General features: G+C 62.2%; 31 protein-coding genes and 1 pseudogene. 14 read left to right on the top strand and 18 right to left on the bottom strand.

Annotation, left to right across the window (positions count from 1 at the left end; all coding sequences use genetic code 11):
* Positions 1-9: 9 nt before the first annotated feature.
* The 3 genes and pseudogenes from NVV77_RS11820 to NVV77_RS11810 all read right to left on the bottom strand — a co-directional run.
* Positions 10-390 (bottom strand): YraN family protein, encoded by a 381-nt coding sequence (locus NVV77_RS11820; protein WP_295413337.1) that lies wholly within the window; start codon positions 388-390, stop codon positions 10-12.
* Entirely contained in the window at positions 359-877 is a 519-nt protein-coding gene (locus NVV77_RS11815) for an SAM-dependent methyltransferase (protein ID WP_295414446.1), read from the bottom strand. The genes NVV77_RS11820 and NVV77_RS11815 overlap by 32 nt, the downstream gene beginning before the upstream one ends.
* Positions 878-992: 115 nt before the next feature.
* A pseudogene (locus NVV77_RS11810) lies at positions 993-1,331 on the bottom strand (SAM-dependent methyltransferase); the annotation flags it as partial.
* Between NVV77_RS11810 and NVV77_RS11805 the strand changes: the two are divergent.
* On the top strand, positions 1,330-2,577 hold the full coding sequence (locus NVV77_RS11805; RefSeq protein WP_295413334.1) for a penicillin-binding protein activator: 1,248 nt from the start codon (positions 1,330-1,332) through the stop codon (positions 2,575-2,577). The pseudogene NVV77_RS11810 and the gene NVV77_RS11805 overlap by 2 nt on opposite strands.
* 133 nt (positions 2,578-2,710) lie before the next feature.
* Here NVV77_RS11805 and hemW read toward each other — a convergent pair whose 3' ends face one another.
* The 4 genes from hemW to rph are packed head-to-tail and all read right to left on the bottom strand — an operon-like array spanning position 2,711 to position 5,451.
* Positions 2,711-3,868, bottom strand: coding sequence for a radical SAM family heme chaperone HemW (gene hemW / locus NVV77_RS11800; RefSeq protein WP_295413332.1), 1,158 nt, complete (start codon positions 3,866-3,868; stop codon positions 2,711-2,713).
* A complete protein-coding gene (locus NVV77_RS11795; RefSeq protein ID WP_295413330.1) occupies positions 3,858-4,499 on the bottom strand; it encodes a non-canonical purine NTP pyrophosphatase in 642 nt (213 codons plus the stop codon). The genes hemW and NVV77_RS11795 overlap by 11 nt, the downstream gene beginning before the upstream one ends.
* A complete protein-coding gene (locus NVV77_RS11790) occupies positions 4,496-4,738 on the bottom strand; it encodes a hypothetical protein (RefSeq protein WP_295413327.1) in 243 nt (80 codons plus the stop codon). The genes NVV77_RS11795 and NVV77_RS11790 overlap by 4 nt, the downstream gene beginning before the upstream one ends.
* A complete protein-coding gene (gene rph / locus NVV77_RS11785) occupies positions 4,735-5,451 on the bottom strand; it encodes a ribonuclease PH (RefSeq protein ID WP_295413325.1) in 717 nt (238 codons plus the stop codon). The genes NVV77_RS11790 and rph overlap by 4 nt, the downstream gene beginning before the upstream one ends.
* A 138-nt stretch (positions 5,452-5,589) precedes the next feature.
* Between rph and hrcA the strand changes: the two genes are divergently transcribed.
* Positions 5,590-6,666 carry a heat-inducible transcriptional repressor HrcA gene (gene hrcA / locus NVV77_RS11780; protein ID WP_295413322.1) on the top strand — a complete coding sequence of 359 codons (1,077 nt, stop codon included), beginning with the start codon at positions 5,590-5,592 and terminating at the stop codon, positions 6,664-6,666.
* A gap of 72 nt (positions 6,667-6,738) precedes the next feature.
* Entirely contained in the window at positions 6,739-7,320 is a 582-nt protein-coding gene (gene grpE / locus NVV77_RS11775) for a nucleotide exchange factor GrpE (RefSeq protein WP_295413321.1), read from the top strand.
* Between the two features lie 184 nt (positions 7,321-7,504).
* Here the strand turns inward: grpE and pncA are convergent, their stop codons facing one another.
* The gene (pncA, locus tag NVV77_RS11770; protein ID WP_295413318.1) at positions 7,505-8,140 is read right to left on the bottom strand and encodes a bifunctional nicotinamidase/pyrazinamidase; all 636 of its coding nucleotides are present in this window, start codon (positions 8,138-8,140) and stop codon (positions 7,505-7,507) included.
* On the bottom strand, positions 8,140-9,504 hold the full coding sequence (locus tag NVV77_RS11765; RefSeq protein ID WP_295414445.1) for a bifunctional chorismate-binding protein/class IV aminotransferase: 1,365 nt from the start codon (positions 9,502-9,504) through the stop codon (positions 8,140-8,142). The genes pncA and NVV77_RS11765 overlap by 1 nt, the downstream gene beginning before the upstream one ends.
* A gap of 624 nt (positions 9,505-10,128) precedes the next feature.
* Between NVV77_RS11765 and NVV77_RS11760 the strand changes: the two genes are divergently transcribed.
* From NVV77_RS11760 to dnaJ, 3 genes are all read left to right on the top strand, one after another.
* On the top strand, positions 10,129-10,458 hold the full coding sequence (locus NVV77_RS11760) for a hypothetical protein (protein ID WP_295413315.1): 330 nt from the start codon (positions 10,129-10,131) through the stop codon (positions 10,456-10,458).
* Between the two features lie 222 nt (positions 10,459-10,680).
* Positions 10,681-12,588, top strand: coding sequence for a molecular chaperone DnaK (gene dnaK, locus NVV77_RS11755; RefSeq protein WP_295413313.1), 1,908 nt, complete (start codon positions 10,681-10,683; stop codon positions 12,586-12,588).
* Positions 12,589-12,994: 406 nt separating this feature from the next.
* Positions 12,995-14,128 carry a molecular chaperone DnaJ gene (gene dnaJ / locus NVV77_RS11750; RefSeq protein WP_295413311.1) on the top strand — a complete coding sequence of 378 codons (1,134 nt, stop codon included), beginning with the start codon at positions 12,995-12,997 and terminating at the stop codon, positions 14,126-14,128.
* A gap of 240 nt (positions 14,129-14,368) precedes the next feature.
* Here dnaJ and NVV77_RS11745 read toward each other — a convergent pair whose 3' ends face one another.
* Entirely contained in the window at positions 14,369-14,776 is a 408-nt protein-coding gene (locus NVV77_RS11745) for a VOC family protein (protein ID WP_295413308.1), read from the bottom strand.
* Positions 14,777-14,901: 125 nt separating this feature from the next.
* Here NVV77_RS11745 and NVV77_RS11740 point away from each other — a divergent pair, with 125 nt between their 5' ends.
* Both NVV77_RS11740 and NVV77_RS11735 read left to right on the top strand, forming a co-directional pair.
* Complete coding sequence (locus tag NVV77_RS11740; protein ID WP_295413306.1) at positions 14,902-15,447, top strand: NADPH-dependent FMN reductase; 546 nt, start codon at positions 14,902-14,904, stop codon at positions 15,445-15,447.
* Positions 15,448-15,450: 3 nt separating this feature from the next.
* Positions 15,451-16,056, top strand: a complete 606-nt coding sequence (locus NVV77_RS11735; protein ID WP_295413303.1) for a histidine phosphatase family protein — start codon at positions 15,451-15,453, stop codon at positions 16,054-16,056.
* Here NVV77_RS11735 and NVV77_RS11730 read toward each other — a convergent pair.
* Entirely contained in the window at positions 16,053-16,487 is a 435-nt protein-coding gene (locus tag NVV77_RS11730) for a MarR family transcriptional regulator (RefSeq protein WP_295413302.1), read from the bottom strand. The genes NVV77_RS11735 and NVV77_RS11730 overlap by 4 nt on opposite strands.
* 154 nt (positions 16,488-16,641) lie before the next feature.
* Between NVV77_RS11730 and pyrF the strand changes: the two genes are divergently transcribed.
* Positions 16,642-17,343 (top strand): orotidine-5'-phosphate decarboxylase, encoded by a 702-nt coding sequence (pyrF, locus tag NVV77_RS11725; RefSeq protein WP_295413299.1) that lies wholly within the window; start codon positions 16,642-16,644, stop codon positions 17,341-17,343.
* The gene (locus NVV77_RS11720) at positions 17,340-18,107 is read left to right on the top strand and encodes a TIM barrel protein (RefSeq protein ID WP_295414444.1); all 768 of its coding nucleotides are present in this window, start codon (positions 17,340-17,342) and stop codon (positions 18,105-18,107) included. The genes pyrF and NVV77_RS11720 overlap by 4 nt, the downstream gene beginning before the upstream one ends.
* 62 nt (positions 18,108-18,169) lie before the next feature.
* Here NVV77_RS11720 and NVV77_RS11715 read toward each other — a convergent pair whose 3' ends face one another.
* Positions 18,170-19,171: an adenosine kinase gene (locus NVV77_RS11715; RefSeq protein ID WP_295413298.1), complete on the bottom strand. Its 1,002-nt coding sequence runs from the start codon at positions 19,169-19,171 to the stop codon at positions 18,170-18,172.
* A gap of 190 nt (positions 19,172-19,361) precedes the next feature.
* Positions 19,362-19,922, bottom strand: a complete 561-nt coding sequence (locus tag NVV77_RS11710; RefSeq protein ID WP_295413296.1) for a TetR/AcrR family transcriptional regulator — start codon at positions 19,920-19,922, stop codon at positions 19,362-19,364.
* A gap of 112 nt (positions 19,923-20,034) precedes the next feature.
* On the opposite strand from NVV77_RS11710, the gene NVV77_RS11705 reads away from it, so the two are divergent.
* Positions 20,035-20,433 carry a DUF2214 family protein gene (locus NVV77_RS11705; protein ID WP_295413293.1) on the top strand — a complete coding sequence of 133 codons (399 nt, stop codon included), beginning with the start codon at positions 20,035-20,037 and terminating at the stop codon, positions 20,431-20,433.
* Positions 20,434-20,554: 121 nt separating this feature from the next.
* Here the strand turns inward: NVV77_RS11705 and nth are convergent, their stop codons facing one another.
* A complete protein-coding gene (nth, locus tag NVV77_RS11700) occupies positions 20,555-21,229 on the bottom strand; it encodes an endonuclease III (protein WP_295413291.1) in 675 nt (224 codons plus the stop codon).
* A 45-nt stretch (positions 21,230-21,274) separates the two neighbouring features.
* On the opposite strand from nth, the gene NVV77_RS11695 reads away from it, so the two are divergent.
* Together NVV77_RS11695 and NVV77_RS11690 are read left to right on the top strand one after the other, a co-directional pair.
* Positions 21,275-21,760 (top strand): DUF2244 domain-containing protein, encoded by a 486-nt coding sequence (locus NVV77_RS11695; RefSeq protein ID WP_295413289.1) that lies wholly within the window; start codon positions 21,275-21,277, stop codon positions 21,758-21,760.
* A 75-nt stretch (positions 21,761-21,835) separates the two neighbouring features.
* Entirely contained in the window at positions 21,836-22,705 is an 870-nt protein-coding gene (locus tag NVV77_RS11690; RefSeq protein WP_295413286.1) for a bifunctional helix-turn-helix domain-containing protein/methylated-DNA--[protein]-cysteine S-methyltransferase, read from the top strand.
* Between the two features lie 159 nt (positions 22,706-22,864).
* On the opposite strand, the gene NVV77_RS11685 is transcribed toward NVV77_RS11690, so the two are convergent.
* Together NVV77_RS11685 and dapB are read right to left on the bottom strand one after the other, a co-directional pair.
* Complete coding sequence (locus NVV77_RS11685) at positions 22,865-23,479, bottom strand: 2,3-bisphosphoglycerate-dependent phosphoglycerate mutase (protein ID WP_295413284.1); 615 nt, start codon at positions 23,477-23,479, stop codon at positions 22,865-22,867.
* 18 nt (positions 23,480-23,497) lie between these two features.
* Positions 23,498-24,310 (bottom strand): 4-hydroxy-tetrahydrodipicolinate reductase, encoded by an 813-nt coding sequence (dapB, locus tag NVV77_RS11680; protein WP_295413282.1) that lies wholly within the window; start codon positions 24,308-24,310, stop codon positions 23,498-23,500.
* A gap of 145 nt (positions 24,311-24,455) precedes the next feature.
* Between dapB and NVV77_RS11675 the strand changes: the two genes are divergently transcribed.
* Positions 24,456-24,806: a VOC family protein gene (locus tag NVV77_RS11675; RefSeq protein ID WP_295413280.1), complete on the top strand. Its 351-nt coding sequence runs from the start codon at positions 24,456-24,458 to the stop codon at positions 24,804-24,806.
* Positions 24,807-24,878: 72 nt separating this feature from the next.
* Here the strand turns inward: NVV77_RS11675 and coaA are convergent, their stop codons facing one another.
* On the bottom strand, positions 24,879-25,832 hold the full coding sequence (gene coaA / locus NVV77_RS11670) for a type I pantothenate kinase (RefSeq protein ID WP_295413279.1): 954 nt from the start codon (positions 25,830-25,832) through the stop codon (positions 24,879-24,881).
* Positions 25,832-26,149, bottom strand: coding sequence for a phosphoribosyl-ATP diphosphatase (locus NVV77_RS11665; protein ID WP_295413276.1), 318 nt, complete (start codon positions 26,147-26,149; stop codon positions 25,832-25,834). The genes coaA and NVV77_RS11665 overlap by 1 nt, the downstream gene beginning before the upstream one ends.
* Between the last annotated feature and the right edge of the window lie 67 nt (positions 26,150-26,216).

Below are 26,216 nucleotides of genomic sequence, written 5' to 3'. Positions count from 1 at the left end.
TGTTGTCCCTTAGCTTTCGAACGCGTTGATGAGATGGCGTGGCCAGCGACCGGGTGCAAGGAAAATCACGTCGAAGCGGCAGGTCTTTTCAGCCTCGCGGGGGTGGCGCGCAAGCCAATGCTCCGCGGCCCGCACAATGCGCGATGTGTTTACCGCTTCGAGGGCTTCGGCTTCGAGCAAATGGGTGGCGCGGGTTTTCACCTCGACAAAGGCGATGGTGCCATTGCGTTCGACGACGAGGTCGATTTCCCCGATCGGGGTTTTGTAGCGGCGGTTTCTGATGCGGTAGAATTTGAGCTGCAGGAAAAGCGCTGCCAGCGCTTCGCCGCGCTGACCACCGCGTTCGGCAATTTGCCTTTTATTGCTGGGCCTTGAGGGCGAGGGCGGCATCGTAGACTTCTTTGCGTTTCAGGCCGTAGCGCGCCGCGATTTCGTCAACCGCCGAGCGCATCGGCTGATCGGCCATGGCTGCGAGGAGGGCGGCCTGCCAGTCTTCGGCGGCGGGAGCGCTCGGTTCGTCGGCACCAGCGACGACAATGACGGCTTCGCCTTTGGTTTCTTCGCCCGCGAATTTTTCCGCCAGTTCGCCAAGCGTCCCGCGAAAAGTGCGCTCAAAACGCTTGGTCAGTTCGAGGCTGACGGAGGCTTGGCGATCACCAAAGACTTCGGCCATGGCGGCAAGGGTGTCGTCGAGGCGGCGGGGAGACTCGTAAAAGACCAGTGTTTCACGTGAATCCACGTATCTTTCCAAGGCGTTAGTGCGGGCGCCGGATTTGGGCGGTAGGAAACCGTGGAAGGCGAAGGCGTCTGTGGGGAGGCCGGCGACGACCAAGGCGGATAGGAGGGCGGAGGCGCCGGGGATGGGGAAGACGGGCAGATTGGCTTCGGCGAGGGCCCGGATGAGGGGGAAGCCGGGGTCGGAGAGGAGGGGGGGTGCCGGCGTCGGAAATCAGGGCGATGGCTTCGCCAGCGGCGATGCGGGAGACGATTTCCTCGGCGCGGGCGCGCTCGTTATGTTCATGTAATGGCTGGCGTTTTCCGCGGATGCCGTAGTGGTCGAGGAGCTTTGCGGAGGTTCTGGTGTCCTCGCAAAGGACGATGCTGGCGGCGGCGAGGGTTTCCAAAGCACGGACGGTGATGTCGCGGAGATTGCCGATGGGGGTCGAGACGACATAGAGGCCGGCGGCGAGCGGCGGGGCGCTAAAGGGCGAGCCGGCAATGAAATATTCGGCTTTGGATTCGGTCACGCCGGAAGCTCCTCGGGTTGAGACTTGCTTAACGAAATGAGGGCAGTTTGTTAACAGACTGTGAGCATCTCGGACCGCATTCATGAGTTTTGGTCAGGCAAATGCCAAATGGCGGCGCGGCGCGCTCGCGCTCGCGCTCGGCGTGGCTTTGACCTCGTGTGCTCCAGGCACATTTCAAATCGGTTCGCGAACCTTGGGCTGGGGTGATCCGGCTGGCAATGTCGGTGGCGGGAACACTGGCGGCGGCATGCTGGCGCCGGTGCCCATGCAGCAATCGGGTGGCGAGGTGTTTGGGCGCGGGCCTGTGCCGGTGGCGCTGCTGTTGCCGCTTTCGGGGGATCAGTCCCTCGCGGCAGTGGGAACATCGCTCGCCAATGCTTCGAAGCTGGCGGTGGCCTTTATTGAAGCCAATCCGAACATTGCTGAGAACATTACCATCACGCTGCGCGATACCGGGGATAGTCCGGCTGGGGCCATCAATGCCGCCAATGCGGCCGTGGCGGGCGGGGCAAAGCTGATCCTTGGGCCGCTTAGGGGTGACCAGGTGGCGGCGGTGGCCAATGTGGCGCGGGGCGCCGGGGTGCCGCTGATCGGGTTTTCGAACAATCCAAATACGGCCGGGCAGGGGGTGTATTTGCTCTCGGTGTTGCCCGACATGGAGATGAAGCGCGCCATAATTTACGTGAAGGCACAGGGGCGGCGCGGGTTGGCCGGGGCTTTTCCGGCGACGCCCTATGGCGAGGCGCTGGCGACAGCGTTCAGGCAGCAGGCGACAGTGGCCGGGTTTGGGCCGCCGGCGGTTTACACGTTCTCGGGGCCGGGCGAGGCGGCGCAGATCGTCGCGCAGGCCAAGCAACAGATCGATCGCGGCATGATCGATACCTTTTTCATTCCCGAGCGGGCGAGTGCGCCGGCATTTGCGGCGGCGCTGGCGAGTGCGGGTGTGACCGGGGATGCGGTGCAGATCGTGGGGTCGGCGGATTGGGCGGGGGATGCCACGATCAATTCGACGCCGGGATTGGTGGGAGCGATTTATCCGGCGGTCGATGAGGCTGGGTTCAATGCCATTGTCGGGGATTATCAGGCCAAGTTCGGGTCGCGGCCGCATCCGTTGGCGACCATTGCCTATACGGCGACGATTTTGGCCAATGTGAACACGCTGTCCATGGCGAACCCGCCCTATAATCCGGGGCTGCTGACGGGGGCGTCAGGGTTCAATGGGCGGGATGGGGCGTTCCGGTTTTTGGGAAATGGCCGGGCGGAATATGCGCTGGCGGTGAAGAAGGTGGGGGCTGGTGGGGCCGCGACGGTGGATGGGGCGAAGCTCTAAAACCCCCTCATCCGGCGCTTCGCGCCACCTTCTCCCCGACGGGGAGAAGAATAGGCTGGTGCCCGCCTCTTGTTCCTCTCCCCATCTGGGAGAGGGTGGATCGGCCGAAGGCCGAGACGGGTGAGGGGGTCTTTTAAGCCGCCAAATCCGCCACGACAGCATCCAACACCGGAAAACCCTTTTCGGTCACGCGGATATTGCCGTTGGGAAGCGTCTCGACAAAGCCATAACCTTTTAGCGCTTCGATCTGCTTTTCGGCGATGACGCGGCCAGAGATGGACATGAAGCGGGACGGCGAAATGCCTTCCTTGAGACGCAGGCCCATCACGAGGTATTCGTCGCCCTGCTCTTCCCAGGTGAGGACGTCGTTGGTGGTCATGCCGTGGCCGAACTCGTTGACGAGTTTGAGCCAGTCGAAGGGCATTTTTTCGGTGGCGGTGGCGTGGCGCTGGTGGTTGACCAGCAAGCGGCCATGGGCGCCGGGTCCGATGCCGGCATATTCGCCATAGCGCCAATAGAGCATGTTGTGGCGGCTTTCCTGGCCGGGCACGGCATGATTGGAAATTTCATAGGCCGGCATGCCAGCGGCAGCGGTCAGTTCCTGAGTCAGCTCATAAAAATCGGCGCCGAGATCTTCGTTCGGCATTTGCAGCTTGCCGGCATTGAAGAGGTCAAAGTAGCGCGTGCCCTGCTCGATGGTGAGCTGGTAAAGGCTGAGGTGGCCGCGGGCGAGCCAGATGGCTTCCTTGAGTTCGTCTTCCCAATCCTCAAGCGTCTGCTTTGGGCGGGCATAGATGAGATCGAAGCTCGAGCGATCGAAAACCGACTGGGCGATGCGAACGGCGGCCACCGCCTCTTCGACCGTGTGGCGGCGGCCGAGTTCGGCCAGGGGGCCGGGGCGCAGGGACTGGACGCCGAGCGAGACGCGGTTGATGCCGGCGCTACGAAAACCCTTGAAGCGATCGACTTCTACCGAGGTCGGATTGGCTTCGAGGGTGATTTCAGCGTTGCTGTCCACCTGCCAGTGGCCGGCAATGGTGTCGAGAATCGTGCTGACGGCCTTGGGGGACATCAGCGAGGGTGTGCCGCCGCCGAAAAAGATCGACTGGACGAGACGGCCCGGGGAGAGCGCCGCCATATGGGCGATCTCTTTTTTGTAGCCCTCAACGAAGGCGTCTTCGTCGAATGGGCCGCGGTGAACGTGGGAATTGAAGTCGCAATAGGGGCATTTGGCCGCGCAAAAGGGCCAATGCACGTAGACGCCGAACAGGTCGTTCGGGTTAGCGCTCAATCTGGTTCTCCACGAATTGGGCAAAGGCGCGGGCACGATGGGAAAGACCCTGTTCGCCAGGCGACCAGGAATGCTTTTGCTCGGGCGACATTTCGCCGAAGGTGATGTCGTAGCCGTTTGGCTGGAACATGGGGTCGTAGCCGTGACCCTGAGTGCCGCGGGGTGGCCAGATGAGGGTGCCTTCGCACTTGCCGACATAGAGCACGTCGCGCCCATCGGGATGGGCGAGGCAGAGCGTGGCGTTGAAGGCGGCGGTGCGTTGCTCGGGCGTGGTGGCGCCCTTGGCGAGCAATTCATCCTCTACGCGCTGCATGGCATTGGTGAAATTGCGGGGCACGCCGGCCCAATCGGCCGTGTAGACGCCGGGCTGGCCATCGAGCGCGTCGACAGAAATGCCGCTATCGTCGGAAAGGGCCAGCATATTGGCGCCCTTGGCCGAGGCATGGGCCTTGGTGCGGGCATTTTCGGCAAAGGTGGTGCCGTTTTCTTCGGGCTCGGGCAGGCCGAGATCGCCAGCGGAAATCAGCTCAAGACCGAAGGGAGCGAAAAGCTCCTGGAATTCCTTGAGCTTACCGGCGTTGTGGGTGGCAAGAACGAGGCGATCACCGCGGCGGAGTTTTGGGATGGTCATTTGGACTCCAGCGCGCGTTGAATGTCGTTCCAGATGGCGCAGTTGGCTGCCTGGAAAGCACCCTCACCCGTCTCGCCCTTCGGGCGATCCACCCTCTCCCCGAGGGGGAGAGGAATAGAGGCGCGTGCTGGACCATTCTTCTCCCCATCGGGGAGAAGGTGGCGCGCAGCATCACCGAATTTGCCGAGCAAATTCGGTTGGGATGAGGGGGCCTTCTTCAACAGACTGAAAATGCTCATGCTTCGAGCGCCGCCTGTTGCAGGAGCGTCAATTCGGAAATGCCCTTGCCGGCAAGATTCATCAGCGCTTCCAGCTCTTCGCGATCAAAGGGCGCGCCTTCGGCGGTGCCCTGGATTTCGACGAACTTTCCGCTGCCGGTCATGACGAAATTGGCGTCGGTTTCCGCTTCGACGTCTTCGAGATAGTCGAGATCGAGCACCGGAGCGCCGCGATAGATGCCGCAGGAAATGGCGGCGACGCTGTCTTTGAGGACCGGGCCCTTGGTCAGTTTACGCTCTTCGAGCCATTTGATGGCGTCAACGAGGGCGATATAGGCGCCGGTGATGGAAGCGGTACGGGTGCCGCCATCGGCCTCAAGCACGTCGCAATCGAGGGTAATCTGGGATTCGCCGAGGGCGGTCAGGTCGACGACTGCGCGGAGCGAGCGGCCGATGAGGCGCTGAATCTCTTGCGTGCGGCCGGACTGCTTGCCGGCCGTGGCTTCGCGGCGGGTGCGGGTGCCGGTGGCGCGGGGCAGCATGCCGTATTCGGCGGTGACCCAGCCCTGGCCCTTGCCGCGCAGCCAGCCGGGCAGGCTGGTTTCAACCGAAGCGGTGCAGAGCACTTTGGTATTGCCGAAAGCAATGAGGCAGGAGCCTTCGGCTTTCATGGCGACGTTGCGCTCGATGGTGACAGCCCGCATTGCATCAGGGGCGCGTCCGGAAGGCCGCATGCTTTGGTCTCGTTTTTCCTATTTACCGCCTCTTAACCTTCCTAGCCGCGCGGAACAAGCGCTGCGCCGCTTACCGCCCTTGCACTGAACGCTTAAATGAGGGAGCAAGGTTAAAGCCGGTAATTCATATAAAACACCATGGTTCATCCGCACGACGAATTTCTGAGCGTCCTCAATTCGCGCAGCCAGGAAATTTTCAGGCGGCTGGTGGAGCGCTATCTCGATACCGGCCTGCCGGTGGGATCGCGCGATCTTTCGCGGCTGTTGCAGACCGAGCTTTCGCCCGCTTCGGTGCGCAATGTGATGGCGGATCTTGAAGATCTGGGGTTGATTGCCGCGCCGCATACATCGGCAGGGCGCCAGCCGACGCAGCAGGGGCTGCGGTTTTTCGTCGATTCCATGCTCGAAGTCGGCGCGGTCAATGAAAGCGAAAAGCGTAGCATTGCCCAGCACATTGAGGGCCATGCGGGGCGGCGGCAGGTGGAAGACCTGCTTACGGAAGCCAGTTCGCTGCTTTCTGGGCTGAGCCAGGGGGCCGGATTGGTGATTGCCACCAAGGCCGACATGGTGATGCGGCATGTGGAATTCGTGCGGCTCGACAGTTCGCGGGCCATGGCGATTCTGGTCGGCGACGACGGGCAGGTGGAGAACCGCATTCTGGAACTGCCGCCGGGTTTTACGGCCGCGGCGCTGAGCCAGGCGAGCAATTATTTAGCGCACTATGTTGTGGGGCGAACGCTTTCCGAGGCGCGAAAGGCGCTGGATGAGCGGCGGGTGGAGCAGCGGGCGGAGCTCGATGAACTGACGCAAAAGTTGGTCGACGATGGGATTGCGACGCTGGTGCAGGATTCTCCGGCCACCGCGCCCCGAGTGATCGTGCGGGGGCGGGCGAACCTCCTCAATGACGCGATGGCGAGCGATGAGCTCGAGCGCATGCGGCAGCTTTTCGATGAGCTCGAAAGCAAGGAAGGGCTGCTGGAACTGCTGGGCGATGCCGAGAAGGCGCAGGGGGTGCGCATTTTCATCGGCTCGGAAAACAAGCTGTTTTCGCTGTCCGGCTCTTCGGTGATTCTCTCGCCCTATAAGGATGCCAATGACAAGGTGGTCGGGGTGCTTGGGGTGATCGGGCCGACGCGGCTCAACTATGCGCGGATCGTGCCGGTGGTGGATTATACGGCCAATGTGCTGACAAGGCTGATGGCGAGAAAACGCTGAACTATTGAAATGCGCTCCGTTCTGGCCGATATGCGGGGACGAAACTTTAACTACCGAGGCCATGGAAACATGATGAGCGACGAGAACGCCGCCCAGGGCGAAACGCCGGAGACCGAAATCCCGGCCACCGAAACGCCGGAGGTCGATCCCGTCGAGGCCCTGCTTGCAGAAAATGCCGAGCTGAAGGACCGCGTGCTGCGCACGCATGCCGAGATGGAAAACCTGCGCAAGCGCACCGAGCGCGACGTGGCTGACACGCGCAGCTATGCCATTGCCGGCTTTGCCCGCGACATGCTGAGCGCCACCGATGCGCTGAGCCGTGCGCTGCTGGTGATCCCCGAGGAAACGCGGGCGACGGCGGAGGGTACGCTGAAGAGCCTGATCGAAGGCTTGGAGCTGGCCGAGCGCGAAATGCAGCGGCTGCTTGGAAAACATGGCGTGAAGCCGATCGAGGCGGCGGGCCAGAAATTTGACCCCAACAAGCATCAGGCGATGTTTGAAGTACCGAACCCGAACGTGCCTGAGGGCACGGTGGTGCAGGTTGTGCAGGAAGGCTTTGCCATTGGCGAACGCATCTTGCGGCCGGCCATGGTGGGTGTCGCCAAGGGTGGCGGGGCTGCGGCTCCGGCCGAGGGCGTGGACAAGAACGTCTGATTTTTGGGTTTTTGAAGGGGCGCTGCGAGGCGCCCTTTTTGTTTTAGGAAAGATCCCCCTCATCCGGCGCTTCGCGCCACCGTCTCCCCGAGGGGGAGAAGAATGGGCTGGTGGTTTCCTCTTATTCCTCTCCCCATCGGGGAGAGGGTGGATCGCGCGTAGCGCGAGACGGGTGAGGGGGTGTCTAGCCCAATATCTCCCGGCTCATGATGCGCTCGACGCCGGCGTCCTTCAGATCGGCCCAGGCCTTTTCCAAAGAACCGTTCGCATTGATGGCGCGGGTGGCGTCTTCGATGACCGTGACATCAAAGCCGCCGGCGGCGCCGTCGAGGGCGGTCCAGGCGACGCAGAAATCGGTGGCGAGGCCGACGACGAAGAGGCGGCCGACATCGCGCTCGTTGAGGTAGCCGGCAAGGCCCGTCAGGGTTTCGCGGTCGGCCTCTTGGAAGCCGGAATAGGAATCGATGGCTTTGTTGTAGCCTTTGCGGATGACGAGCTGGGCGTGGGGGATGTCGAGATCGGCGGATAGTTCAGCGCCACGAGTGGCCCAGACGCAGTGGTCGGGCCAGAGGACTTGCGTGCCGTAGTCGAGTTCGACGGTTTCGAAGGGCGCCTTGCCGGGATGATTGCTTGCAAAGGAGATGTGGTCGGCAGGGTGCCAATCCTGGGTGAAGACCACATTCTTGAATTTTTTGGCTAGGGCATTGATCAGCGGCACGATTTCGTCGCCGCCTGCAACGGCCAGATTGCCGCCGGGCAGGAAGTCATACTGCACATCGACGACGACGAGCACGTCTTCGGGGCCGATAGTTTTGGTCATCAGGCGGCGTCCTTTGGCTCAAATTGCTCGGCGCGGATGAGGCCGCGCACAGAATTGCCGAGGAAGATTGCATCGGCGGACTGCAAATCGGCAAGGGTGAGAATGGCTTCCTGGACTTTTCCGGTTTCGATGAGTTCGGCACGGAGGGTGCCGGGGAGGAGGCCGGAGGAGAGGGCCGGGGTGAGAAGCTTTTCGCCGCGCTGGATGAAAAGATTGGTGATCGAGCCTTCGGTGAGTTCGCCGCGCTCGTTGAGGAAGACGACTTCGTCGACGCCAAGTTCGTCGTGGGCCTTGATGCGGGGGGAATCGTAGAAGGCGCGGTTGGTAGTTTTGTGGGCGAGCCAGACGGAAGTGGAATCTAGGGTTTCGCTCGCAATGACGAAGCGGAATTTTTCGGGGTTTGGCGGCAGGGGGGCTGATGTCACCTCGATACCCCCATCCGAAAGCGTGAGACGGACGCGCATGGGGGCGGTCCAGTTTGCACTCTCGGCGATGAGGCGCGTGGTGGCTTCGGCGCCGTCGGCACGGAGGCCGAAATAGGTCGCGGAGGACAAGAGCCGGGCGAGGTGGCGGCCGAGGAGGACAAAACCTTCTTCCGAGGACCACTTTATGGTTTCAATCAGGGTGACCGGAGGGGCGGGATCGCTGAGGAAGCGCAATTTGAGCAGGGCCTCGCTGTATTCGGATTGGGCTTCGCTGTCGGCGACGATGCCGCCGCCTATACCGATGGTGCCGTTGCCCTTGGAATCGATGACGGCGGTGCGGATAGCGACGTTGAAGGCGAAATCGCCTGATGGGGCGATGTAGCCGATGGAGCCGGTGTAGAGGCCGCGGGGAGCGTTTTCCACTTCGCGGACGATCTCCATGGCGCGCAGTTTTGGGGCGCCGGTGATGGAACCGCAGGGGAAGAGGTTTTCCAGCACATCCAAGATGCTGACGTCGGGGCGGCGCTTTGCGGTGATGCCGGACGTCATGGTGTGGAGGGTGGAATAGGTCTCCACCGTGAAGAGGTCGGTCACCTTCACCGAGCCGATTTCGGCGATGCGGCCGAGATCATTGCGCAGGAGATCGACGATCATCAGGTTTTCGGCGCGGTTCTTTTCGTCACTGGCAAGGGCGGCGCGGTCGGCGGCGTCCTGTGAGGCGAGGGGCGCGCGGGGCAGGGTGCCCTTCATCGGGCGGGCGGACAGATCTTCGCCGGTGCCGGAGACGAAAAGCTCGGGCGAGCGCGAGAGCACAAAATGGTCGCCGGCATGGATATAGGCGCCATAGGCGGTCTTTTGGCTTTGGGCGAGGCGGCGGTAGAGACCGAGGGGGGGAGCCGGAAAGCTGGAAGTTGGCCTTAAAAGTGAGGTTGACCTGATAGGTGTCTCCCGCGGCTATGTAGTTTTTTACCCTTTCGAAGGCGGCTGCGTAGGCGGGAAAGCTTGTGGCCGGGGCAAGGTTTTCGGCGGAACCATCGGGTGCTTCGGGGAGACCGGCGAAGGGTTTTGGCCCTTCGTAGAGGCCGAACCAGAGGAGCGGGGTCTCGCTGCGTTCGGGCAGGTATTTTGCCAAGCGCTCCTCGAACAGAAAACCGAGTTCGTAGGCAAAATAGCCGGCGGCCCAAAGGCCTTCCTTTCGCGCTTCGGCAATGCGTTTTAGCGCGGTGCGCGCGGTCTCGGCGTCATAGGCGACAAGGACCTCTTTCGGTTCGGAAAAGAGGTGGCTCTGGCCGTGGGGGGAAAGGTTGTCGTGCAGGAGCACGGTGCCTGATGAAAACATGGGAGGGGTTTTAGTGTGTTTGCGCGCGGGGGCGAAGAGGGATTTCTAGACCCTGTGCGCTTGGCCCACCCCCACCCTTGATCCCTCCCCACAAGGGGAGGGAGGCGGTCGGCGCGGTGTCTGCGCTCCTGCTTAAGCGGCGGGATGCCTCTTGGCGGGCGATCACGGGCATGGCAGATAGCGGGCCGTCCGGACGCGATGTGCGCCGGGTTGAGGGATATTCCATGAAGACCAATCTGCTGGGCGCCATTGCCGCCCTGGCGCTTGTGGCTGGCGTGGCGCCGGCCATGGCTCAGACTGTCGAATTTACCATCGTCAACGACAGCTCGCAGGCCCTGCACTATTTCTACACCACGCCCAGCAATGAAAACAGCTGGGGTGAAGACCTGCTCGCCGACGGTACGCTGGAATCGGGCAGCCAGGGCGTTGCCACCATTGGCGATGGTTCGGACCAGTGCCTTTATGACTTCAAGTTCGTGATGGATAGCGGCGCAGAACTGGTCGAACCCGCGATCGATATCTGCCAGCTCGATTCCTATACGATCACCGACTGATTTCTGCCCGGCGCTGCCCCAACCCGGGCGGCGCCTTTCTTTCCTGCAAAGCCATTTCTGGCGCCAGACGCGCTTGAAGCCCCAAGCACACCCCCCTATATACGCCCCGAGGCCCAGAACAGGGCAAATCAACCTACGAGGGACCCGGCCCCTTTGGGGCACAGAGGCTGCTTTGCAAAAAGGGCCTCGCCACAGGGTTCGCTGTAAAGAGAGGCTAGTTTTATGGCAAAAGTCATTGGTATCGACCTCGGTACAACCAATAGCTGCGTCGCCGTCATGGACGGCAGCAATCCCAAAGTCATCGAAAATGCCGAAGGCGCCCGGACCACTCCGTCCATGGTCGCTTTCTCCAAGGATGGTGAGCGCCTTGTTGGCCAGCCGGCCAAGCGCCAGGCCGTCACCAATCCGGAAAATACGCTTTTCGCCGTCAAGCGCCTGATCGGGCGCCGCTATGACGACAAGATGGTGGAAAAGGACAAGGGCCTCGTGCCCTTCAAGATCACCCGCGCCGACAATGGCGACGCATGGGTCGAAGCTTCGGGCGACAAGTTCTCCCCGAGCCAGGTTTCGGCCATGGTGCTGCAGAAGATGAAGGAAACCGCCGAAGCCTATCTCGGCGAGACCGTCACCCAGGCCGTGATCACCGTCCCCGCCTATTTCAACGATTCCCAGCGCCAGGCTACCAAGGACGCAGGCAAGATTGCCGGCCTTGAAGTTCTGCGCATCATCAACGAGCCGACGGCAGCTGCGCTCGCCTATGGTCTCGACAAGAAGAATTCGGGCACCATCGCGGTCTATGACCTTGGCGGCGGTACCTTCGACGTTTCCATTCTCGAAATCGGCGATGGCGTCTTCGAAGTGAAGTCGACCAATGGCGACACCTTCCTCGGTGGCGAAGACTTTGACATGCGTCTGGTCGATTATCTCGCCGATGAGTTCAAGAAAGAGCAGGGCATCGACCTGCGCAACGACAAGCTCGCTCTGCAGCGCCTCAAAGAAGCTGCCGAAAAGGCCAAGATCGAACTTTCGTCCTCGACCCAGACCGAAATCAACCTGCCCTTCATCACGGCAGATGCTTCGGGCCCAAAGCACCTGACGCTGAAGCTCTCGCGCTCGAAACTCGAATCGCTGGTCGACGACCTGATCCAGCGCACCATCGAGCCGTGCAAGCAGGCCATGAAGGATGCCGGCATTTCCGCAAGCCAGATCGACGAAGTCGTTCTCGTTGGCGGCATGAGCCGCATGCCCAAGGTCCAGGAAGCGGTAAAGCAGCTTTTCGGCAAGGAACCCCACAAGGGCGTCAACCCGGACGAAGTCGTGGCGCTCGGCGCTGCGATCCAGGGCGGCGTGCTGCAGGGCGACGTCAAGGACGTGCTGCTGCTCGACGTGACCCCGCTCTCGCTCGGCATTGAAACGCTCGGTGGCGTGTTCACCCGCCTCATCGATCGCAACACCACGATCCCGACCAAGAAGAGCCAGACCTTCTCGACCGCTGAAGACAATCAGTCGGCCGTGACCATCCGGGTCTTCCAGGGCGAACGCGAAATGGCAGCCGACAACAAGCTGCTCGGCAATTTCGACCTCGCCGGCATTCCGCCCGCACCGCGTGGCGTGCCGCAGATCGAAGTGACCTTCGACATCGACGCCAACGGCCTCGTGAACGTGTCCGCCAAGGACAAGGGCACCGGCAAGGAACAGCAGATCCGCATCCAGGCTTCTGGTGGTCTCAGCGACGCCGACATCGAGAAGATGGTGAAGGACGCCGAAGCCAATGCCGAAGCCGACAAGCGCAAGCGCGAAGCGGTGGAAGCCCGTAACCAGGCCGAATCGCTGATCCACTCGACCGAAAAGTCGCTCAAGGATTATGGCGACAAGGTTTCGGCCGAAGACAAGGGCGCGATCGAAACCGCCGTGTCGGATCTCAAGGCTGTCATCGATGGCGACGACGCCGAACTGATCAAGGAAAAGACCTCGGCCCTCGCCGAAGCCTCGATGAAGCTCGGCGAAGCCATGTACAAGGCCAGCCAGGCGGAAGCCGAAGCCAAGGCCAATGGCACCCGCGATGAGGACGACGAAGACGATGTCGTCGACGCCGACTTCGAAGAGGTCAAGGACGACGACAAGAAGTAATTTCTTGGTATTTTTGGATTTTGGGGCTCGGTGGAAACACCGGGCCCTTTTGTTTTTGTGGCGATCCCCCTCATCCGGCGCTGCGCGCCACCTTCTCCCCGAGGGGGAGAAGAATGGGCCGGCGCTTGTCCAAGCACAGCGCCTCTTGTTCCTCTCCCCCTCGGGGAGAGGGTGGATCGGCCGAAGGCCGAGACGGGTGAGGGTCTGTTCCACGTGAATCACTGCCATTCGGTCAGCGCCGTTGCCCCGTTTGCGCACTCTTGCTAAAGCACTTCCAACACGGCCCTGCATCTTGCCGACCCCAGGCCCCTTGCGGGTTGTGGGGTCGATTGCCATCTAGGGACGGAACAACAGACCCCAAGCGGGGCGCGATCCCATGCGCGACCGGCTGTTTCGGAGAAGATTTTTGGCCAAACGCGATTTTTACGAAGTGCTCGGCTGCCAGAAGGGCGCCGACGAGGCGGCCCTGAAAAGCGCCTATCGCAAACTCGCCATGCAGTTCCACCCGGACCGCAATCCCGGCAATGCCGAGGCCGAGAACAAGTTCAAGGAAATCAACGAAGCCTACGACACGCTGAAAGACGGGCAGAAGCGCGCCGCCTATGACCGGTTTGGCCATGCTGCCTTCGAGAATGGTGGCGGGCGCCCCGGTGGCGGTTTTGGGCCGGAATTCACCTCGTCCATGTCCGATATTTTTGAGGACATCTTTGGGGACTTCATGGGCGGCGGCGGCCGTCGCGGCGGGGGCGGTGCTTCAAAACTGCGCGGTTCGGACCTGCGCTATAATCTTGAAATCTCGCTCGAAGAGAGTTTTGAGGGCCGCACGGTCGAGATCGACGTGCCGACGCTGGTTGGTTGCGACACCTGCGAGGGTTCGGGCGCCAAGCCGGGGACCGGTACTCATACCTGCCGGCAGTGCAATGGCCATGGCAAGGTGCGCGCGGCCCAGGGCTTTTTCACCATCGAACGCACCTGCCCCGTCTGCCAGGGCCGCGGCCAGATGATGGACCAGCCCTGCACCGATTGCGCAGGCCAGGGCCGCCGCCAGGAAAATCGTAAGCTTTCCGTCGATATTCCCAAAGGCATCGAGGACGGGACGCGCATTCGCCTTGCCAATGAGGGCGAGGCCGGGGTGCGCGGCGGCCCGCCGGGCGATCTCTATATTTTTATCTCGATCAGGCCGCATGACCTGTTCCAGCGCGATGGCGCGGACCTTTTTGCACGCGTGCCGATTTCCATGACCACGGCGGCGCTGGGCGGAGAATTCGAAGTGCCGACGCTCGATAGCGCGCGGGCCAAGGTGAAGGTGCCAACCGGCACGCAGCCGGGGCAGCGGGTGCGGCTCAAAGGCAAGGGCATGCCTGTCTTGCGCAGCAAGGACGTGGGCGACCTCTATGTGCAGCTCGATATCGAGACGCCGCAGAACCTGTCCAAGCGACAGCGCGAGCTGCTGGAAGAATTTGCCGAGCTCGAAACGAAGGATACCAGCCCGCAATCGGGTGGGTTCTTCGATAAGCTCAAGAAGATGTTTGAGGCTTGACCGCGGCCAGATCGCTCCAGTGGAGCGATCTGAGCGGTCAAGGCCACGAAGGCTATGCCTGAGTGGCGAGGCGGCATCCCCCCATCCCAACCGAATTCGCAAATGCGAATTCGGTGAGCTACGCGCCACCTTCTCCCCGAGGGGGAGAAGAATGGGCCGGTGGCCGCGAATGCGTGAGAGCCCTATTCCTCTCCCCCTCGGGGAGAGGGTGGATCGGCCGAAGGCCGAGACGGGTGAGGGTTACTCGGTCGGCATGCCGGACATGTCCATCCAGACATATTCCCAGACGTGGCCATCGAGATCGGCGACGGCGCGAGAATACATAAAACCCATATCCTGGCGATCGCGCACTTCCTTGCCGCCGGCCTTCAGGCCAGCCTCGGCGATGGCATCCACCGCTTCGCGGCTATCGCGCGAGAGGGCGTAGAGCGCCTGGGTTTCCTTCTTCGCGTCCGAAATCGGCAGGCGGGCGAATTCCTTGAACTTTTCGTGGGTGAGAGCCATCACGAAAATCGTGTCGGAGATGACGATGCAGGCGGCAGTCTCATCGGTGAATTGCGGATTATGGTCGAAACCCAGTGCCTTGTAATAGGCCATGGAGGCCGCAAGGTCGCGAATGGGAAGGTTGACGAAAATCATCGAGGACATGGCTGGCTCCATTAGTTAAGTCTTGTCTTAAGTATAGGAAGATTGCCTTCAGCGAGTCAATCCTCTTGCCTTCGACGGATGAGCCAAGCCATTTTCGACCATGCCTGTATAAATTTGGAGACAGCATGAAGACGGCGCTCACCCTTTCCGGTTCGATCCGTAGGGGTTCTTACAATCGTGTCCTGCAGCAGCATATGGGCCGGGCCCTGACGGCAGCAGGAGTGGAAGTCACCGAACTCGATCTCGGGGATTTTCCCATGCCGATCTTCAACGAGGATCTAGAGGCCGACTCGGTGCCGGAGGCGGCGATAAAACTGGCCGAGATGTGGCGCAGCCATGACATCGTCTTCATCGCGACGCCCGAATATAATGGCGGGGTATCGCCGCTGATCGCCAACACAATCACCTGGATCAGCCGGCAAAGACCGAGCCCGTTCCGACATGCCGTTTTTGGTATCGGCGGGGTGAGTTCTGGAAAATACGGGACCATCTGGAGCCTCAGCCATCTGCGGGATTCGCTCTCCAAGGTTGGGGCGCTGGTGGTGCCGACGCTGCTGGGCATCGGGCCGGCGGAAGAGGCGCTGGACGCAGCGGGCAATCCGGTGGAACCGGCCATCATCCGCAAGGTTGAGCAGATGGTGCATGAATTGACGCATTTTTCGCGAGGATAGACCATGAAGGCGCTCTATCTGACCCATCCGCAGGTACGCATGGACCCGGCCGTGCCGGTGCCGCTCTGGGGCCTTTCGGAAGAGGGTCGGCAGAGAGCCGAGGCTTTTGCCGCCCGCCGGATCGTTCCGGCGGGCACTTTTGTGTTTTCGAGCCGCGAGACCAAGGCGCTGGAACTGGCCGAAGTGGTGGCAGCGCAAGCCGGCACACCGGTGCTGGCCGATCACCAGATGGGCGAAAACGATCGCACCGCCACCGGCTTTCTGCCGCCGGCATTATTCGAGGAGACGGCGGATCGCTTTTTCGCGCATCCGGAGGAGAGCGTTGACGGCTGGGAGCGGGCGGTGGATGCGCAGACGCGGATTGTCGAGACGGTTTTTTCCGCGCTCAAGGGCGTGCCGCCCGATACGCCGGTTATTTTCTGCGGACACGGGGCGGTGGGGACGCTGCTGAAATGCCATCTCGGCAAGCGCAGGATCGCGCGCAGCGAGGACCAGAGCCGGCACGGCCATCGCGGTGGCGGCAATGGATTTTTGTTCGATCCGGCAAGCGGCACGCTGAAGACCGAGTGGATGCCGATGGAAGAACTGCCTGACGAGTGGTGGCTTTAGGCCTTTTTGTCGCTCAGCGCAAAGAGGTCGAGGGCGTCGGCCAGGGCTTCGGTGAGACGATCTAGGCGGGCCGGATCGGTTTCGAGCTGGCGCAGGCGATTGGGGCCGGCAAGGGGGACGGCTCCCACCAGGTCGAGACCTTTTTGGGTAATGGCGACCAAGCGGGCGCGGCGGTCGCGCGGGTCGGTGCGGACGATGCAGAGGTCGAGGCGGCGGAGTTCGTCGATGGACTGGCCCAAGGTGGCCGCGTGCATGTCGAGGCCCTTCCTGAGGGCCGCGAGGGCCATGTGGGGGCGCTCGGCCAGCGTGTGGAGCACGGCGAGCTGCAGGCCGGTAATGCCGTGGCGCTGTTTCAGTTCGAGGTGGAAGGCGGCGATGGCGGAATCGAGCCGCATCCAGGCGACCAGGGTGGAAAGGGCCTGCTGCTGCATTTTGCTTTCGAGAGACAGATGAATCGCGTGTCTTATGACGGCATAGGATTCCTCTCGCAAGGTGCTATGCCGGCATAGGAGCGGCGATTTCGTCTTGCCGTGCGGTCAGCGATATGCGACCCCAGCCCAAATCAGCGACAGAAGGGATTTTGCCATGGCCGGCCATTTGATCGTGGGGCTCGACGTTTCGACGCGCGCCCGTGCCGAAGAAATCGTGACCGCGCTGGGCGATACGGTCGAATATTACAAGATCGGCTATCAGTGCTTTTATGGCGCCGACGGTTTTGCGCTCGGCAAGGAGCTGATCGCGGCGGGCAAGAAGGTGTTCTTTGACCTGAAACTGCTCGACATCGACAACACGGTCGAAAAGGGCGTGGCGGCGATTGCCGCGACCGGCGCGGCGATGCTGACCGTGCATGCCTATCCCAAATGCATGAAGGCAGCCGCCAAGGCAGCGGAGGGTTCAAACCTCTGCGTGCTTGGGGTGACGGTGCTCACCTCGATGGACGATGCCGATGTGAAGGATGCCGGCTATGAGCGCGATGCGGCAGGGCTGGTGGCCCTGCGCGCGCAGCAGGCCAAGGAAGCCGGGATCGGCGGCATTGTCGCTTCTTCGCACGAGGCGGAAATGGTGCGGACGATTCTGGGACCGAAGATGGCCATCGTGACGCCGGGCATTCGGCCGGCAGGCGCGGCGCTCGGCGACCAGAAGCGCGTGATGACGCCGGCCGAAGCGCTGGCGGTGGGGGCGAGCCACCTGGTCGTGGCGCGGCCGATCGTCGAAGCGGCAGACCCGGCGGCGGCGGCACGGGCGATCTTGGCCGAGATGGCTGGTTCCGGGACGCGGTTGGCCTGATGCGGTACTCAGCCTGCATTGAAATGCTGTTCGTGCCGGAAACCCCCGATCCGGTGGAGCGCGTGCGCCTTGCCAAGGCGGCGGGTTTTGAGGCGGTGGAATTCTGGCTGTGGTCGAACAAGGACCTCGATACCGTGGAGCGGGTGCTGGGTGAGACCGGCGTGAAGCTCGCTGGGATCGTGGCGGAGCCCTTTGCCGAACTGATGCGCGAGGGGGATCATGACCGGTTTCTCGCGGGGCTAGAGAAGAGCCGGGATGTGGCGCTGCGGCTTGGGGCGGGTGTGCTCATTTGCCAGTCGGGGCCGTTGCTGCCGGGAATCGAACGGGCGAAACAGCATGAGGGGCTAACGATTGCCATGCAGCGTTCGGCCGAAGTGCTGAAGGGGTCGGGTGTTCGCCTGGGGCTCGAGCCGCTCAATGATCGCGTCGATCATCCCGGCTATTATCTCACCAGCACGGTTGAGGCGCTTGATATCATGGATGCGGTCGATCGGCCGGAGATCGGGATCACCTATGATCTCTATCATTCCATGGTGATGGGCGAGGTGCCCGAAGAGGTGGTTGGGAACCGCGCAAGGCGCATCGTGCATGTGCATGTGGCCGATCATCCCGGGCGCAACCAGCCGGGGAGTGGCGGGCTGGATTTGAAGCGGCCGCTCAAGTGGCTGCAGGGGCAGGGCTATGATGGCTTTGTCGGGCTGGAGTTCCGGCCGACGGCGGGGACGGATGAGGCGCTGACGCAGATGCGGGCGAGTCTCGCTTAGCCCGGAAAAGAGATCCCCGCTTTCGCGGGGATGACGTCGAGTGCTTCTGAGATATTTGCGGTTTAGCCGGCGAGGCCGTGCTGCTTGCTCAGATCCTGCAGGTCGAGCTGTGGCCTGGCGCCGATGTGGGAGATGACTTCGGAGGCGGCAAGGCAACCGGTCTTGAGGGCGGATTCGAGGTTCTGGCCGCGGGCCATGCCGAGGAGGAAGCCGGAGGCAAACAGGTCGCCGGCGCCGGTGGCATCGACGACAGTGTCGATCGGGAAGGCGGGAACCGAGACGACTTCACCATTATATACCGCCATAGCACCCTCGGCGCCCATGGTGATGGCGGCGAGTTCGGCATCCTGGGCGATGGCGCGGACGGCGGTGCCGAGGTCATCGGTTTCGTAGAGCGACTTCAGCTCGTGGACGTTGGCGAAGACGTAATCGATGGTTTTGGAGCGGATCAGGTCCAGAAATTCGGCACGATAACGGTCGACGCAGAACGGGTCCGACAGGGTGAAGGCCGCGGCGCGCTCATGCTTGTGGGCATAGTGGGCGGCGAGGACGAAGGCCTTTTTGGCTTCCACCGGGTCCCACAAAAAACCTTCCATATAGGTGATGGCGGCGCCGCCGATTTCGTCGGGGCGGATATCGGCTTCGGTGAGCTGGTGGCAGGCGCCGAGATAGGTGTTCATGGTGCGCTCGGCTTCCGAGAGGAAGATCATCGAGCGGGCCGTCAGCGCGCCGTTCTTGAGGCGCGAGGTGTTGTAGTAGACCCCGATTGCGTCGAGGTCGTTTTCGAAGACATCGCCCAGGGGATCGTCGGCAACTTTTCCTACGAAGGCGGCGCGGCCGCCGAGCGAGGCGACGCCCGCGGCGGTATTGGCGGCGGAGCCACCCGAAATCTGCTGCCGGCTCAGCGGCATTTTTGAATAGAGGTCTTCGGCCCGATCGGTATCGATCAGGTGCATGATCCCCTCCTTCATGCCTTCGCGCTCGATGAAGCCGGGCTCAACCGGAGCGATGATGTCGACAATGGCATTGCCAATGGTCAGCACGTCGAAGCGGGTCTGGGTCATGCGGGCAGTCCGGGATGAGGAAAATCGGGGCTGGGTTTAGCGCATGAGGGGGGCGGGGGCAATGTTTTGGGTTTTGGGCCCTCGCTCGGCGTCATTCCCGCGACAGCGGGAATCCCCGACAGACGAACAGAGATCCCCGCTTCGCGGGGATGACGTCGTGGAATTTCGTGAGGTCCAGGCGATAGACGCGCTACAGGCTCCCGATAATTTCGGCGATCAGCGCCTCGGTGTCTTCGCCGGCGCGGAGGGCGATCTGGCCGTCGAGGAGCAGGATGGACAGGCCGTGGACTTTGGCCCAAGCGGCGAGGGCTTTGATGCGGCCGGTCTGCATGTCGCCGCCGACGACGTGGCGCAGGGTATCGAAAGCGGCGTCAGCGGCCATGCGCAGGCCGGGGCGGCCGTCTTTCTTGAGCTGGGGCGAGAACATCAGGCGGAAGAGATTGGCGTTGCTGAGGGCGAAGAGGACATAGGTCTTGCCCATGGCGGCCATGGGATCGGCCGGATTGCTTGACGCCACTGCTTCCATGGCGGCGGAGAAACGCTGGAAGCCGGTGACGGCGAGCGCTTCGAGGAGAGCAGCGCGGGAATCGAAGTGGCGATAGGGCGCGGCAGCCGAAACGCCGACGGCGCGGGCAAGGTCGCGCAGACCGAGGCCGGCTTCGCCTTCCTTTTCCAAAATGATCAGCGCGGCTTCGAGCAAAGCCTGGCGCAGATTGCCGTGATGATAGGGCGAATTGAGAGATGTTGACATTGTTTACATGAGGGGAATAGATGTGAGCACCGTTAACACCTGGGTGAGGACAGGGCAATGGACTGGAATCTGATATTGGCTTGCGCCCACCATCTGGCGGTCTTTTTCGCTCGTGGGGATTTTTGCGGCCGAGTTCGCGCTGATCAGGCCGGGGCTGGGCGGGATCAGGCTCGGGCAATTGGCGCGCATTGATGCGGCCTATGGGGCCGTGGCGACCGTGGTGATCGTGGTCGGCATTTTGCGGGTTTGGTTCGGGGGCGTCGATCCCTGGTATTATCTCGGCAACCACGCCTTTTGGGGGAAGATGGCGGCGTTCCTCGTGATGGGGCTGCTTACCATCCAGCCGACCATAGCCATTCGACGCTGGGCGAAGGCGGGCGAGGGGGCGGCGGACTATGTGGTGCCGGAGGGCGAGATCGGGACGAGCCGGCGGTTCGTGCATCTGCAGGCGGGGGTGCTGTTGCTGATCCCGATTTTTGCTGCGGCTATGGCGCGGGGGTATGGGAGCTGAACACACACGTCGTCACCCTCGGGCTTGACCCGAGGGCTCTATACTTGCTGCGTCATCGCCAAGTGCAGTGTCCTCGGGTCAAGCCCGAGGATGACGTTCGGTGGGTTGGGCGTTGCGCCTGCTAGGCCGCCCTTGGCAACGGAGACTTCGGCTCAAAAAGACACCACTCGCTGATCGGGCAGCGCCAGCATTCGGGTTTGCGGGCCTTGCAGATGTAGCGACCGTGCAGAATCAGCCAGTGGTGGGCGTGGAGCATAAAGCGCTCGGGGATCTGCTTTTCGAGGGCCTGTTCCACCGCCAGCGGGGTTTTGCCGGGAGCAAGGCCGGTGCGGTTGCCGACACGAAACAGGTGAGTGTCCACCGCGATGGTCGGCTGCTTGAACCAGATGTTGAGCACCACATTGGCCGTCTTGCGGCCGACGCCGGGCAGGGCCTCGAGCGCCTCGCGATCATCGGGGACTTCGCCACCGTGGAGGTCGATCAGCATCTGGCTCAGGGTAAAGACGTTCTTGGCCTTGCCGCGATAAAGGCCAATGGTCTTGATGAGATCGGTGATCTGTTCGACGCCCAGCGCCACCATGGCGGCCGGGGAGGGCGCCAGTTCGAAGAGACGTTTTGTCGCCTTGTTGACCCCGGCGTCCGTTGCCTGGGCGGAGAGGACGACGGCGACCAGCAGAGTATAGGCGTTGATATAGTCGAGTTCGCCCTTGGGCTCGGGCTCGATCTGATGAAAGCGCTCGAAAATTGCCTCGGCCTGAGCGCGGTTCAGCTTCTTCACTTTTTTAGGACTTGGCATTCTCTCGACCCCGAATCTCTGCCAATATTTCAGGGCGAGTCCATCATGCCAATGCAAACCAGCACAACGACCAGTCCCCTGTTTTCGGCCACCTTGCGGCCGGACAGGTCACTGCGCGCTGCTGGCGGCTGGATTGGCCTGGCAGCGGCCGGAATTCTTGGCCTGCCCTTCGTGATCTCCGTGCCGGAATTTCTGCTGCCGGGCGTTCTGGGTTTTGTCATTGCCGGGGGCGTGCTTGCGGCCTTTTCGGTGAGGCAGGCGCGGCGCTCGCGGCGCACGGAGCAGATTACCGTCTGGCCCGACCAGATTGAAGTGGTCACTTCGGGCCGGGGGCAGGAGCGGCAGATGCGCCGGCTTGACCCCAAGAAGGTGCGGCTGCTGCTCGACCGGGACGAGAACGAGCGCACCACGGCCATGTATCTCAAGCATGGCGATGAACGCATCGAGATCGGCGCCTTTCTCGCGATCAATGACAAGTCGAGTTTTGCTCGCGCCTTTGGCCAGGCGGTGCGCAAGGCACGGCACGGCTAGGCGCGTCAAAACCGGGTCGCGGGCCGCCCTCTTCCGGGACTAAAAAGGGCAAAAGCTCAATTGAAAGATACGGCCATGAACCAGCTTGCCCATATCGCCCCGGCCAGCGACTACGACACCATTCGCGCGGCTATTCGCTATCTCAGCGAGAACGGTCCGGATGCGACCGATCTCGGCAAATTTTCGCGGGCGCTCGGGCTGACCGAGCGGCAGTTGACGGACCTCTTTCGACGCTGGTGTGGGCTCTCGCCAAAAAGCTTTGCCCAGGCGGTGGCGCTCGACCATGCAAAATCGCTGCTGCGCGACAAGGCCAGCGTGCTCGACACCACCTATGAAGTGGGACTGTCTTCCACCTCGCGGCTGCACGATCTTTTTGTCACCTATGAAGCCATGCCGCCGGGGGTGTTTCGCGCTGGGGGTGAGGGTATCGACATGTTCTGGGGCGTGGCGCCTTCGCCCTTCGGGCTCGCGGTGGTGACGGCGACGGAATATGGCATGTCCGGGCTGGGCTTTGCCGATGCGGATATGACGGTGGAGGAGGCTTTTGCCGATCTCGCCAATCGTTGGCCCAAAGCTCGGTTTACGCGGGACGATGCGCGGATTGCGCCGATGGTGGCGCAGGTGTTCGAGCCGGGGCGTTGGTCGCCGGATCGGCCGGTGCGAGTTGTTCTGATTGGGACGGACTTTGAGGTGAAGGTTTGGGAGACCCTGCTTAAAATTCCGTGCGGCAAGGCGGTCACCTATTCGAACGTTGCCAACCATATCGGGCGGCCGACGGCGTCTCGCGCGGTGGGCGCGGCAGTCGGCAAAAATCCGATCAGCTTCGTGGTGCCGTGCCACCGCGTGGTGGGAACGTCGGGCGCGTTGACAGGGTATCACTGGGGCGTGCCGCGCAAGCGGGCTATTCTCGGCTGGGAGGCCGGGGTGGTTTCGGCAGCGCATTAGGCGCCTTCATCCGCGACGCGGAATGCCTCGAAGTTTCACGTGAATCCTCATCCCGGCACTGCGTCATTCCCGCGAAAACGGGAATCCATTTCTCAGTGCCAGAAACAGAGATCCCCGCTTTCGCGGGGATGACGTCGTGGTTTGAGAACAGGCGAGAGCTTAGAGCTTCAGCCGTTCGACCAGCTTTCCATCCGGGCCGATCTTGTAGACCGTTGGTTCGCCGGTGCCGATTTCGCGGGCGAGAATCTCGTCAGGAGTAAGACCTTCGATGGCCATGACGAGGGCGCGGAGCGAGTTGCCGTGGGCGGCGATGAGGACGGTCTTGCCGGCTTTGAGCTGGGGCAGGATTTCTGCTTCATAATAGGGCAGGGTGCGGGCTGCGGTGTCCTTGAGGCTTTCGCCGCCCGGAGGGGGGACGTCGAAGGAACGGCGCCAGATGAGGACCTGCTCTTCGCCCCACTTGGCGCGGGCGTCGTCCTTGTTGAGACCCGAGAGGTCGCCGTAGTCGCGTTCGTTGAGCGCCACGTTGCGGGTGATGGTCACATTGAGGATGCCCATCTCTTCGAGGATGAGATCGAGCGTGTGCTGGGCGCGGCGCAGGGCCGAGGTGTAAAAGAGGTCAGGCGCGAACTTGCCGGCCTTGAGTTCCTTGCCCGTGGCGCGGGCTTCGCCTTCACCCTGTTCGGTGAGGTTGGGATTGCGCCAACCGGTGAAGAGGTTTTTCAGGTTCCATTCGCTCTGGCCGTGGCGGACCAGGATCAGTGTACCGGACATATTTCTTATCCCTAGTGACTAGTCGTTGAGGCCGAGCACGTCGGCCATAGAATAGAGGCCCGCGGGCTGGTGGGTAGCCCAGAGGGCGGCGCGGACGGCGCCGTTGGCATAGATGGTGCGGTCTTGCGCGCGGTGGTTGAGCTCGATGCGCTCGGAGGGGCCGGCAAGGATGACCATATGGTCGCCGATGACATTGCCGCCGCGGAGGGTAGCAAAGCCAATGGTGCCGAATTCGCGCGGGCCGGTGTGGCCGTCGCGAACGCGAACCGAATGGTCCTTGAGCGAAATGTTGCGTCCCCTGGCGGCGGCTTCACCCAACAGAAGCGCCGTGCCCGATGGGGCGTCGACCTTGAGGTTGTGGTGCATCTCAAGCACTTCGACGTCGTAGTCGGGCAGGGCCTGGGCGGCCTTTTCGACGAGGACAGCGAGGGCGACCATGCCGGGGGAGAAGTTTCCGGATTTGACGATGCGCGCGCCAGCGGCACCGGCAGCGGCGATTTCAGCGTCGTCGGCTTCGGAACAGCCGGTGGTGCCGATGAGGTGGACGAGACCCTTGGTCGCGGCGAGTTTTGCCAGCGTGACGCTGGAGGCGGGGGCCGTGAAATCGATGATGACGTCGGCCTGGTCGAGCAGTGGGGAAACATCGTCGGTGATGGTGACGCCGAGTGCGTCGATGCCCGCAAGCGTGCCCGCATCCTTGCCGATCGAGGAGGCGCCGGGGCGATCTACCGCGCCGACGAGTTTGAGACCATGGCTTGCCGCTACTGCCCTGATATTGGCTGATCCCATGCGGCCGCCAGCGCCGGCGACGATGGTTCTGAGCTCGGTCATGCCTAGTCTCCAAATATGGTCGCCAACGCCTATATCAGTGCCATGGCCGGCCGCCAACTCCATGCGGCGATTGGATGATTGCTTCGCAATCGACACAATCGGCGGGAGACTCTAGGCTGGCGCAAAGCGAACACATGGACCCGCAATGACCATCACCAATGCGCTGGCCAGCATTGCCGTCGAAAGCCTGCCTGAATCCCTCGTCTGGTATGAGTATCTGTTCGGCCGGAAAGCCGATGCACGGCCCATGGCCGACGTCGCCGAATGGAAGCTGCCGGGGGGCGGCTGGGTGCATGTGGCGACCGATGCCGACCGGGCAGGGGCGAGTGTGCTGATGCTGATCGTTGATGATATTGCCGACGAGCTGGGGCGGCTGGAGATGTTTGGGATCAAGCCGGTGGCTAAGGCGATCGGAGACTTTTTCAAGACTGCAAAGCTGCGCGATCCCGATGGCAATATGATCGTCTTGAGCCAGCCGCAGCAGGGGACGTATTAAGCCCCTCTCCCGGAAACAGAGATCCCCGCTTTCGCGGGGATGACATGGTGGGTGGGGAAGAGTCGGCGGGCGTCAGACGCGGCGCAGGCTGACATTCTCGATCAGGTGATCTTTTCCCTTTTTGAGGATCAGATCGGCGCGGCCGCGCGTCGGCAGCACATTGTCGATGAGGTTGCGCAGGTTGATCGTGCGCCAGACCATGCGGCCGAAAGAGCCGGCTTCCTCTTCGCTCATTTCGGCAAAACGGCGGAAGAAGGAGGTGGGGTCCTTGAAGGCGGTTTCGCGCAGGCGGAAGAAGCGCTGCATGAACCAGTCTTCGAGGTCGTCATTGTCGGCGTCGATATAGACCGAGAAATCGAGGAAGTCGGAGGCGAACAGGATCGGCTTGCCGGTCTTGGGCAATTCGCCGGCCTGCAGGATGTTGAGGCCTTCGACGATGAGAATGTCGGGACGATCGACTGATATTTCGGTGCCTTCCACCACGTCATAGACGAGGTGGGAATAGACCGGGACTTTGACGTTCGCCTTGCCCGATTTGATATCGGCCAGGAAATTGACGAAGCGGGCGCGGTCGTAGCTTTCCGGAAACCCCTTGCGCTCCATCAGGCCTTTTTCGGCGAGCACAGCATTGGGGTACAAAAAACCATCGGTGGTGACGAGGTCGACACGCGGCGTCGAGGGCCAGCGCGAGAGCAGGGTCTGCAGGATGCGCGCGGTAGTCGATTTCCCCACCGCGACCGAACCGGCGACGCCGATGATGAAGGGCACTTTGTGACCATGCGGGGTTTGGAGAAACCGCGACTGCACGTTGTGAAGACCCTGGATGGCTTCGACATAATAGGACAGCAAGCGCGAAATAGGCAGGTAGACCTCTTCGGCTTCTTCCAATGAGATCGGGTCGGTGAGACCGCGCAGGCGATCGATGTCGCTCTGGTCGAGCGTCATCGGCTGGCCGTCGCGCAGCTTGCTCCATTCGGCCTTGGTGAAATTGTGATAGGGATCGAGCGCGGGGGAGCGAGGCGCCATTACTGCTTTTCCGATCGGGAGGCTTTTTCGGCGAGGCCGGATTGGGCGGTGCGCGCGTCGAGCTCGGCCATGACTTCGGCGAGCGGAATGTCGGCCGCCTTGAGCACGACGAGGAGATGGTAGAGGAGGTCAGCGGATTCCTTGACCAGCTCGGCCCGGTCGCCGGTGACGGCGGCGATGACGGCTTCGGTCGCTTCCTCGCCGACTTTTTGCGCGGCCTTTTTCATGCCGCGGGCGATGAGCTTTGCCGTGTAGCTTTCCTCGGGCGAGGCGGCAGCACGGATGGCGATGCGGGCTTCGAGTTCTTCAAGGGTCATTTTTTTGGTCCTTTGGGCCCGCTTTCACCGCGTCATTTCCGCGTAAGCGGAAATCCCAGTTTCCGTT

Source organism: Devosia sp. (assembly GCF_024707125.1).
Taxonomy (GTDB): domain Bacteria; phylum Pseudomonadota; class Alphaproteobacteria; order Rhizobiales; family Devosiaceae; genus Devosia.
The sequence above is the reverse complement of the archived record's forward strand: the minus strand, read 5'-3'. Positions and strand labels throughout refer to the sequence as shown.

What these genes read in the sequence shown, in the direction of transcription:
- NVV77_RS11820 (WP_295413337.1), bottom strand. Translation starts at nt 390, where the DNA reads ATGCCGCCCTCGCCCTCAAGGCCCAGCAATAAAAGGCAAATTGCCGAA.
- NVV77_RS11805 (WP_295413334.1), top strand. Translation starts at nt 1,330, where the DNA reads ATGAGTTTTGGTCAGGCAAATGCCAAATGGCGGCGCGGCGCGCTCGCG.
- NVV77_RS11795 (WP_295413330.1), bottom strand. Translation starts at nt 4,499, where the DNA reads ATGACCATCCCAAAACTCCGCCGCGGTGATCGCCTCGTTCTTGCCACC.
- NVV77_RS11790 (WP_295413327.1), bottom strand. Translation starts at nt 4,738, where the DNA reads ATGAGCATTTTCAGTCTGTTGAAGAAGGCCCCCTCATCCCAACCGAAT.
- rph (WP_295413325.1), bottom strand. Translation starts at nt 5,451, where the DNA reads ATGCGGCCTTCCGGACGCGCCCCTGATGCAATGCGGGCTGTCACCATC.
- hrcA (WP_295413322.1), top strand. Translation starts at nt 5,590, where the DNA reads ATGGTTCATCCGCACGACGAATTTCTGAGCGTCCTCAATTCGCGCAGC.
- grpE (WP_295413321.1), top strand. Translation starts at nt 6,739, where the DNA reads ATGAGCGACGAGAACGCCGCCCAGGGCGAAACGCCGGAGACCGAAATC.
- pncA (WP_295413318.1), bottom strand. Translation starts at nt 8,140, where the DNA reads ATGACCAAAACTATCGGCCCCGAAGACGTGCTCGTCGTCGTCGATGTG.
- NVV77_RS11760 (WP_295413315.1), top strand. Translation starts at nt 10,129, where the DNA reads ATGAAGACCAATCTGCTGGGCGCCATTGCCGCCCTGGCGCTTGTGGCT.
- dnaK (WP_295413313.1), top strand. Translation starts at nt 10,681, where the DNA reads ATGGCAAAAGTCATTGGTATCGACCTCGGTACAACCAATAGCTGCGTC.
- NVV77_RS11745 (WP_295413308.1), bottom strand. Translation starts at nt 14,776, where the DNA reads ATGTCCTCGATGATTTTCGTCAACCTTCCCATTCGCGACCTTGCGGCC.
- NVV77_RS11740 (WP_295413306.1), top strand. Translation starts at nt 14,902, where the DNA reads ATGAAGACGGCGCTCACCCTTTCCGGTTCGATCCGTAGGGGTTCTTAC.
- NVV77_RS11735 (WP_295413303.1), top strand. Translation starts at nt 15,451, where the DNA reads ATGAAGGCGCTCTATCTGACCCATCCGCAGGTACGCATGGACCCGGCC.
- NVV77_RS11730 (WP_295413302.1), bottom strand. Translation starts at nt 16,487, where the DNA reads ATGCAGCAGCAGGCCCTTTCCACCCTGGTCGCCTGGATGCGGCTCGAT.
- pyrF (WP_295413299.1), top strand. Translation starts at nt 16,642, where the DNA reads ATGGCCGGCCATTTGATCGTGGGGCTCGACGTTTCGACGCGCGCCCGT.
- NVV77_RS11715 (WP_295413298.1), bottom strand. Translation starts at nt 19,171, where the DNA reads ATGACCCAGACCCGCTTCGACGTGCTGACCATTGGCAATGCCATTGTC.
- NVV77_RS11710 (WP_295413296.1), bottom strand. Translation starts at nt 19,922, where the DNA reads ATGTCAACATCTCTCAATTCGCCCTATCATCACGGCAATCTGCGCCAG.
- nth (WP_295413291.1), bottom strand. Translation starts at nt 21,229, where the DNA reads ATGCCAAGTCCTAAAAAAGTGAAGAAGCTGAACCGCGCTCAGGCCGAG.
- NVV77_RS11695 (WP_295413289.1), top strand. Translation starts at nt 21,275, where the DNA reads ATGCCAATGCAAACCAGCACAACGACCAGTCCCCTGTTTTCGGCCACC.
- NVV77_RS11690 (WP_295413286.1), top strand. Translation starts at nt 21,836, where the DNA reads ATGAACCAGCTTGCCCATATCGCCCCGGCCAGCGACTACGACACCATT.
- NVV77_RS11685 (WP_295413284.1), bottom strand. Translation starts at nt 23,479, where the DNA reads ATGTCCGGTACACTGATCCTGGTCCGCCACGGCCAGAGCGAATGGAAC.
- dapB (WP_295413282.1), bottom strand. Translation starts at nt 24,310, where the DNA reads ATGACCGAGCTCAGAACCATCGTCGCCGGCGCTGGCGGCCGCATGGGA.
- NVV77_RS11675 (WP_295413280.1), top strand. Translation starts at nt 24,456, where the DNA reads ATGACCATCACCAATGCGCTGGCCAGCATTGCCGTCGAAAGCCTGCCT.
- coaA (WP_295413279.1), bottom strand. Translation starts at nt 25,832, where the DNA reads ATGGCGCCTCGCTCCCCCGCGCTCGATCCCTATCACAATTTCACCAAG.
- NVV77_RS11665 (WP_295413276.1), bottom strand. Translation starts at nt 26,149, where the DNA reads ATGACCCTTGAAGAACTCGAAGCCCGCATCGCCATCCGTGCTGCCGCC.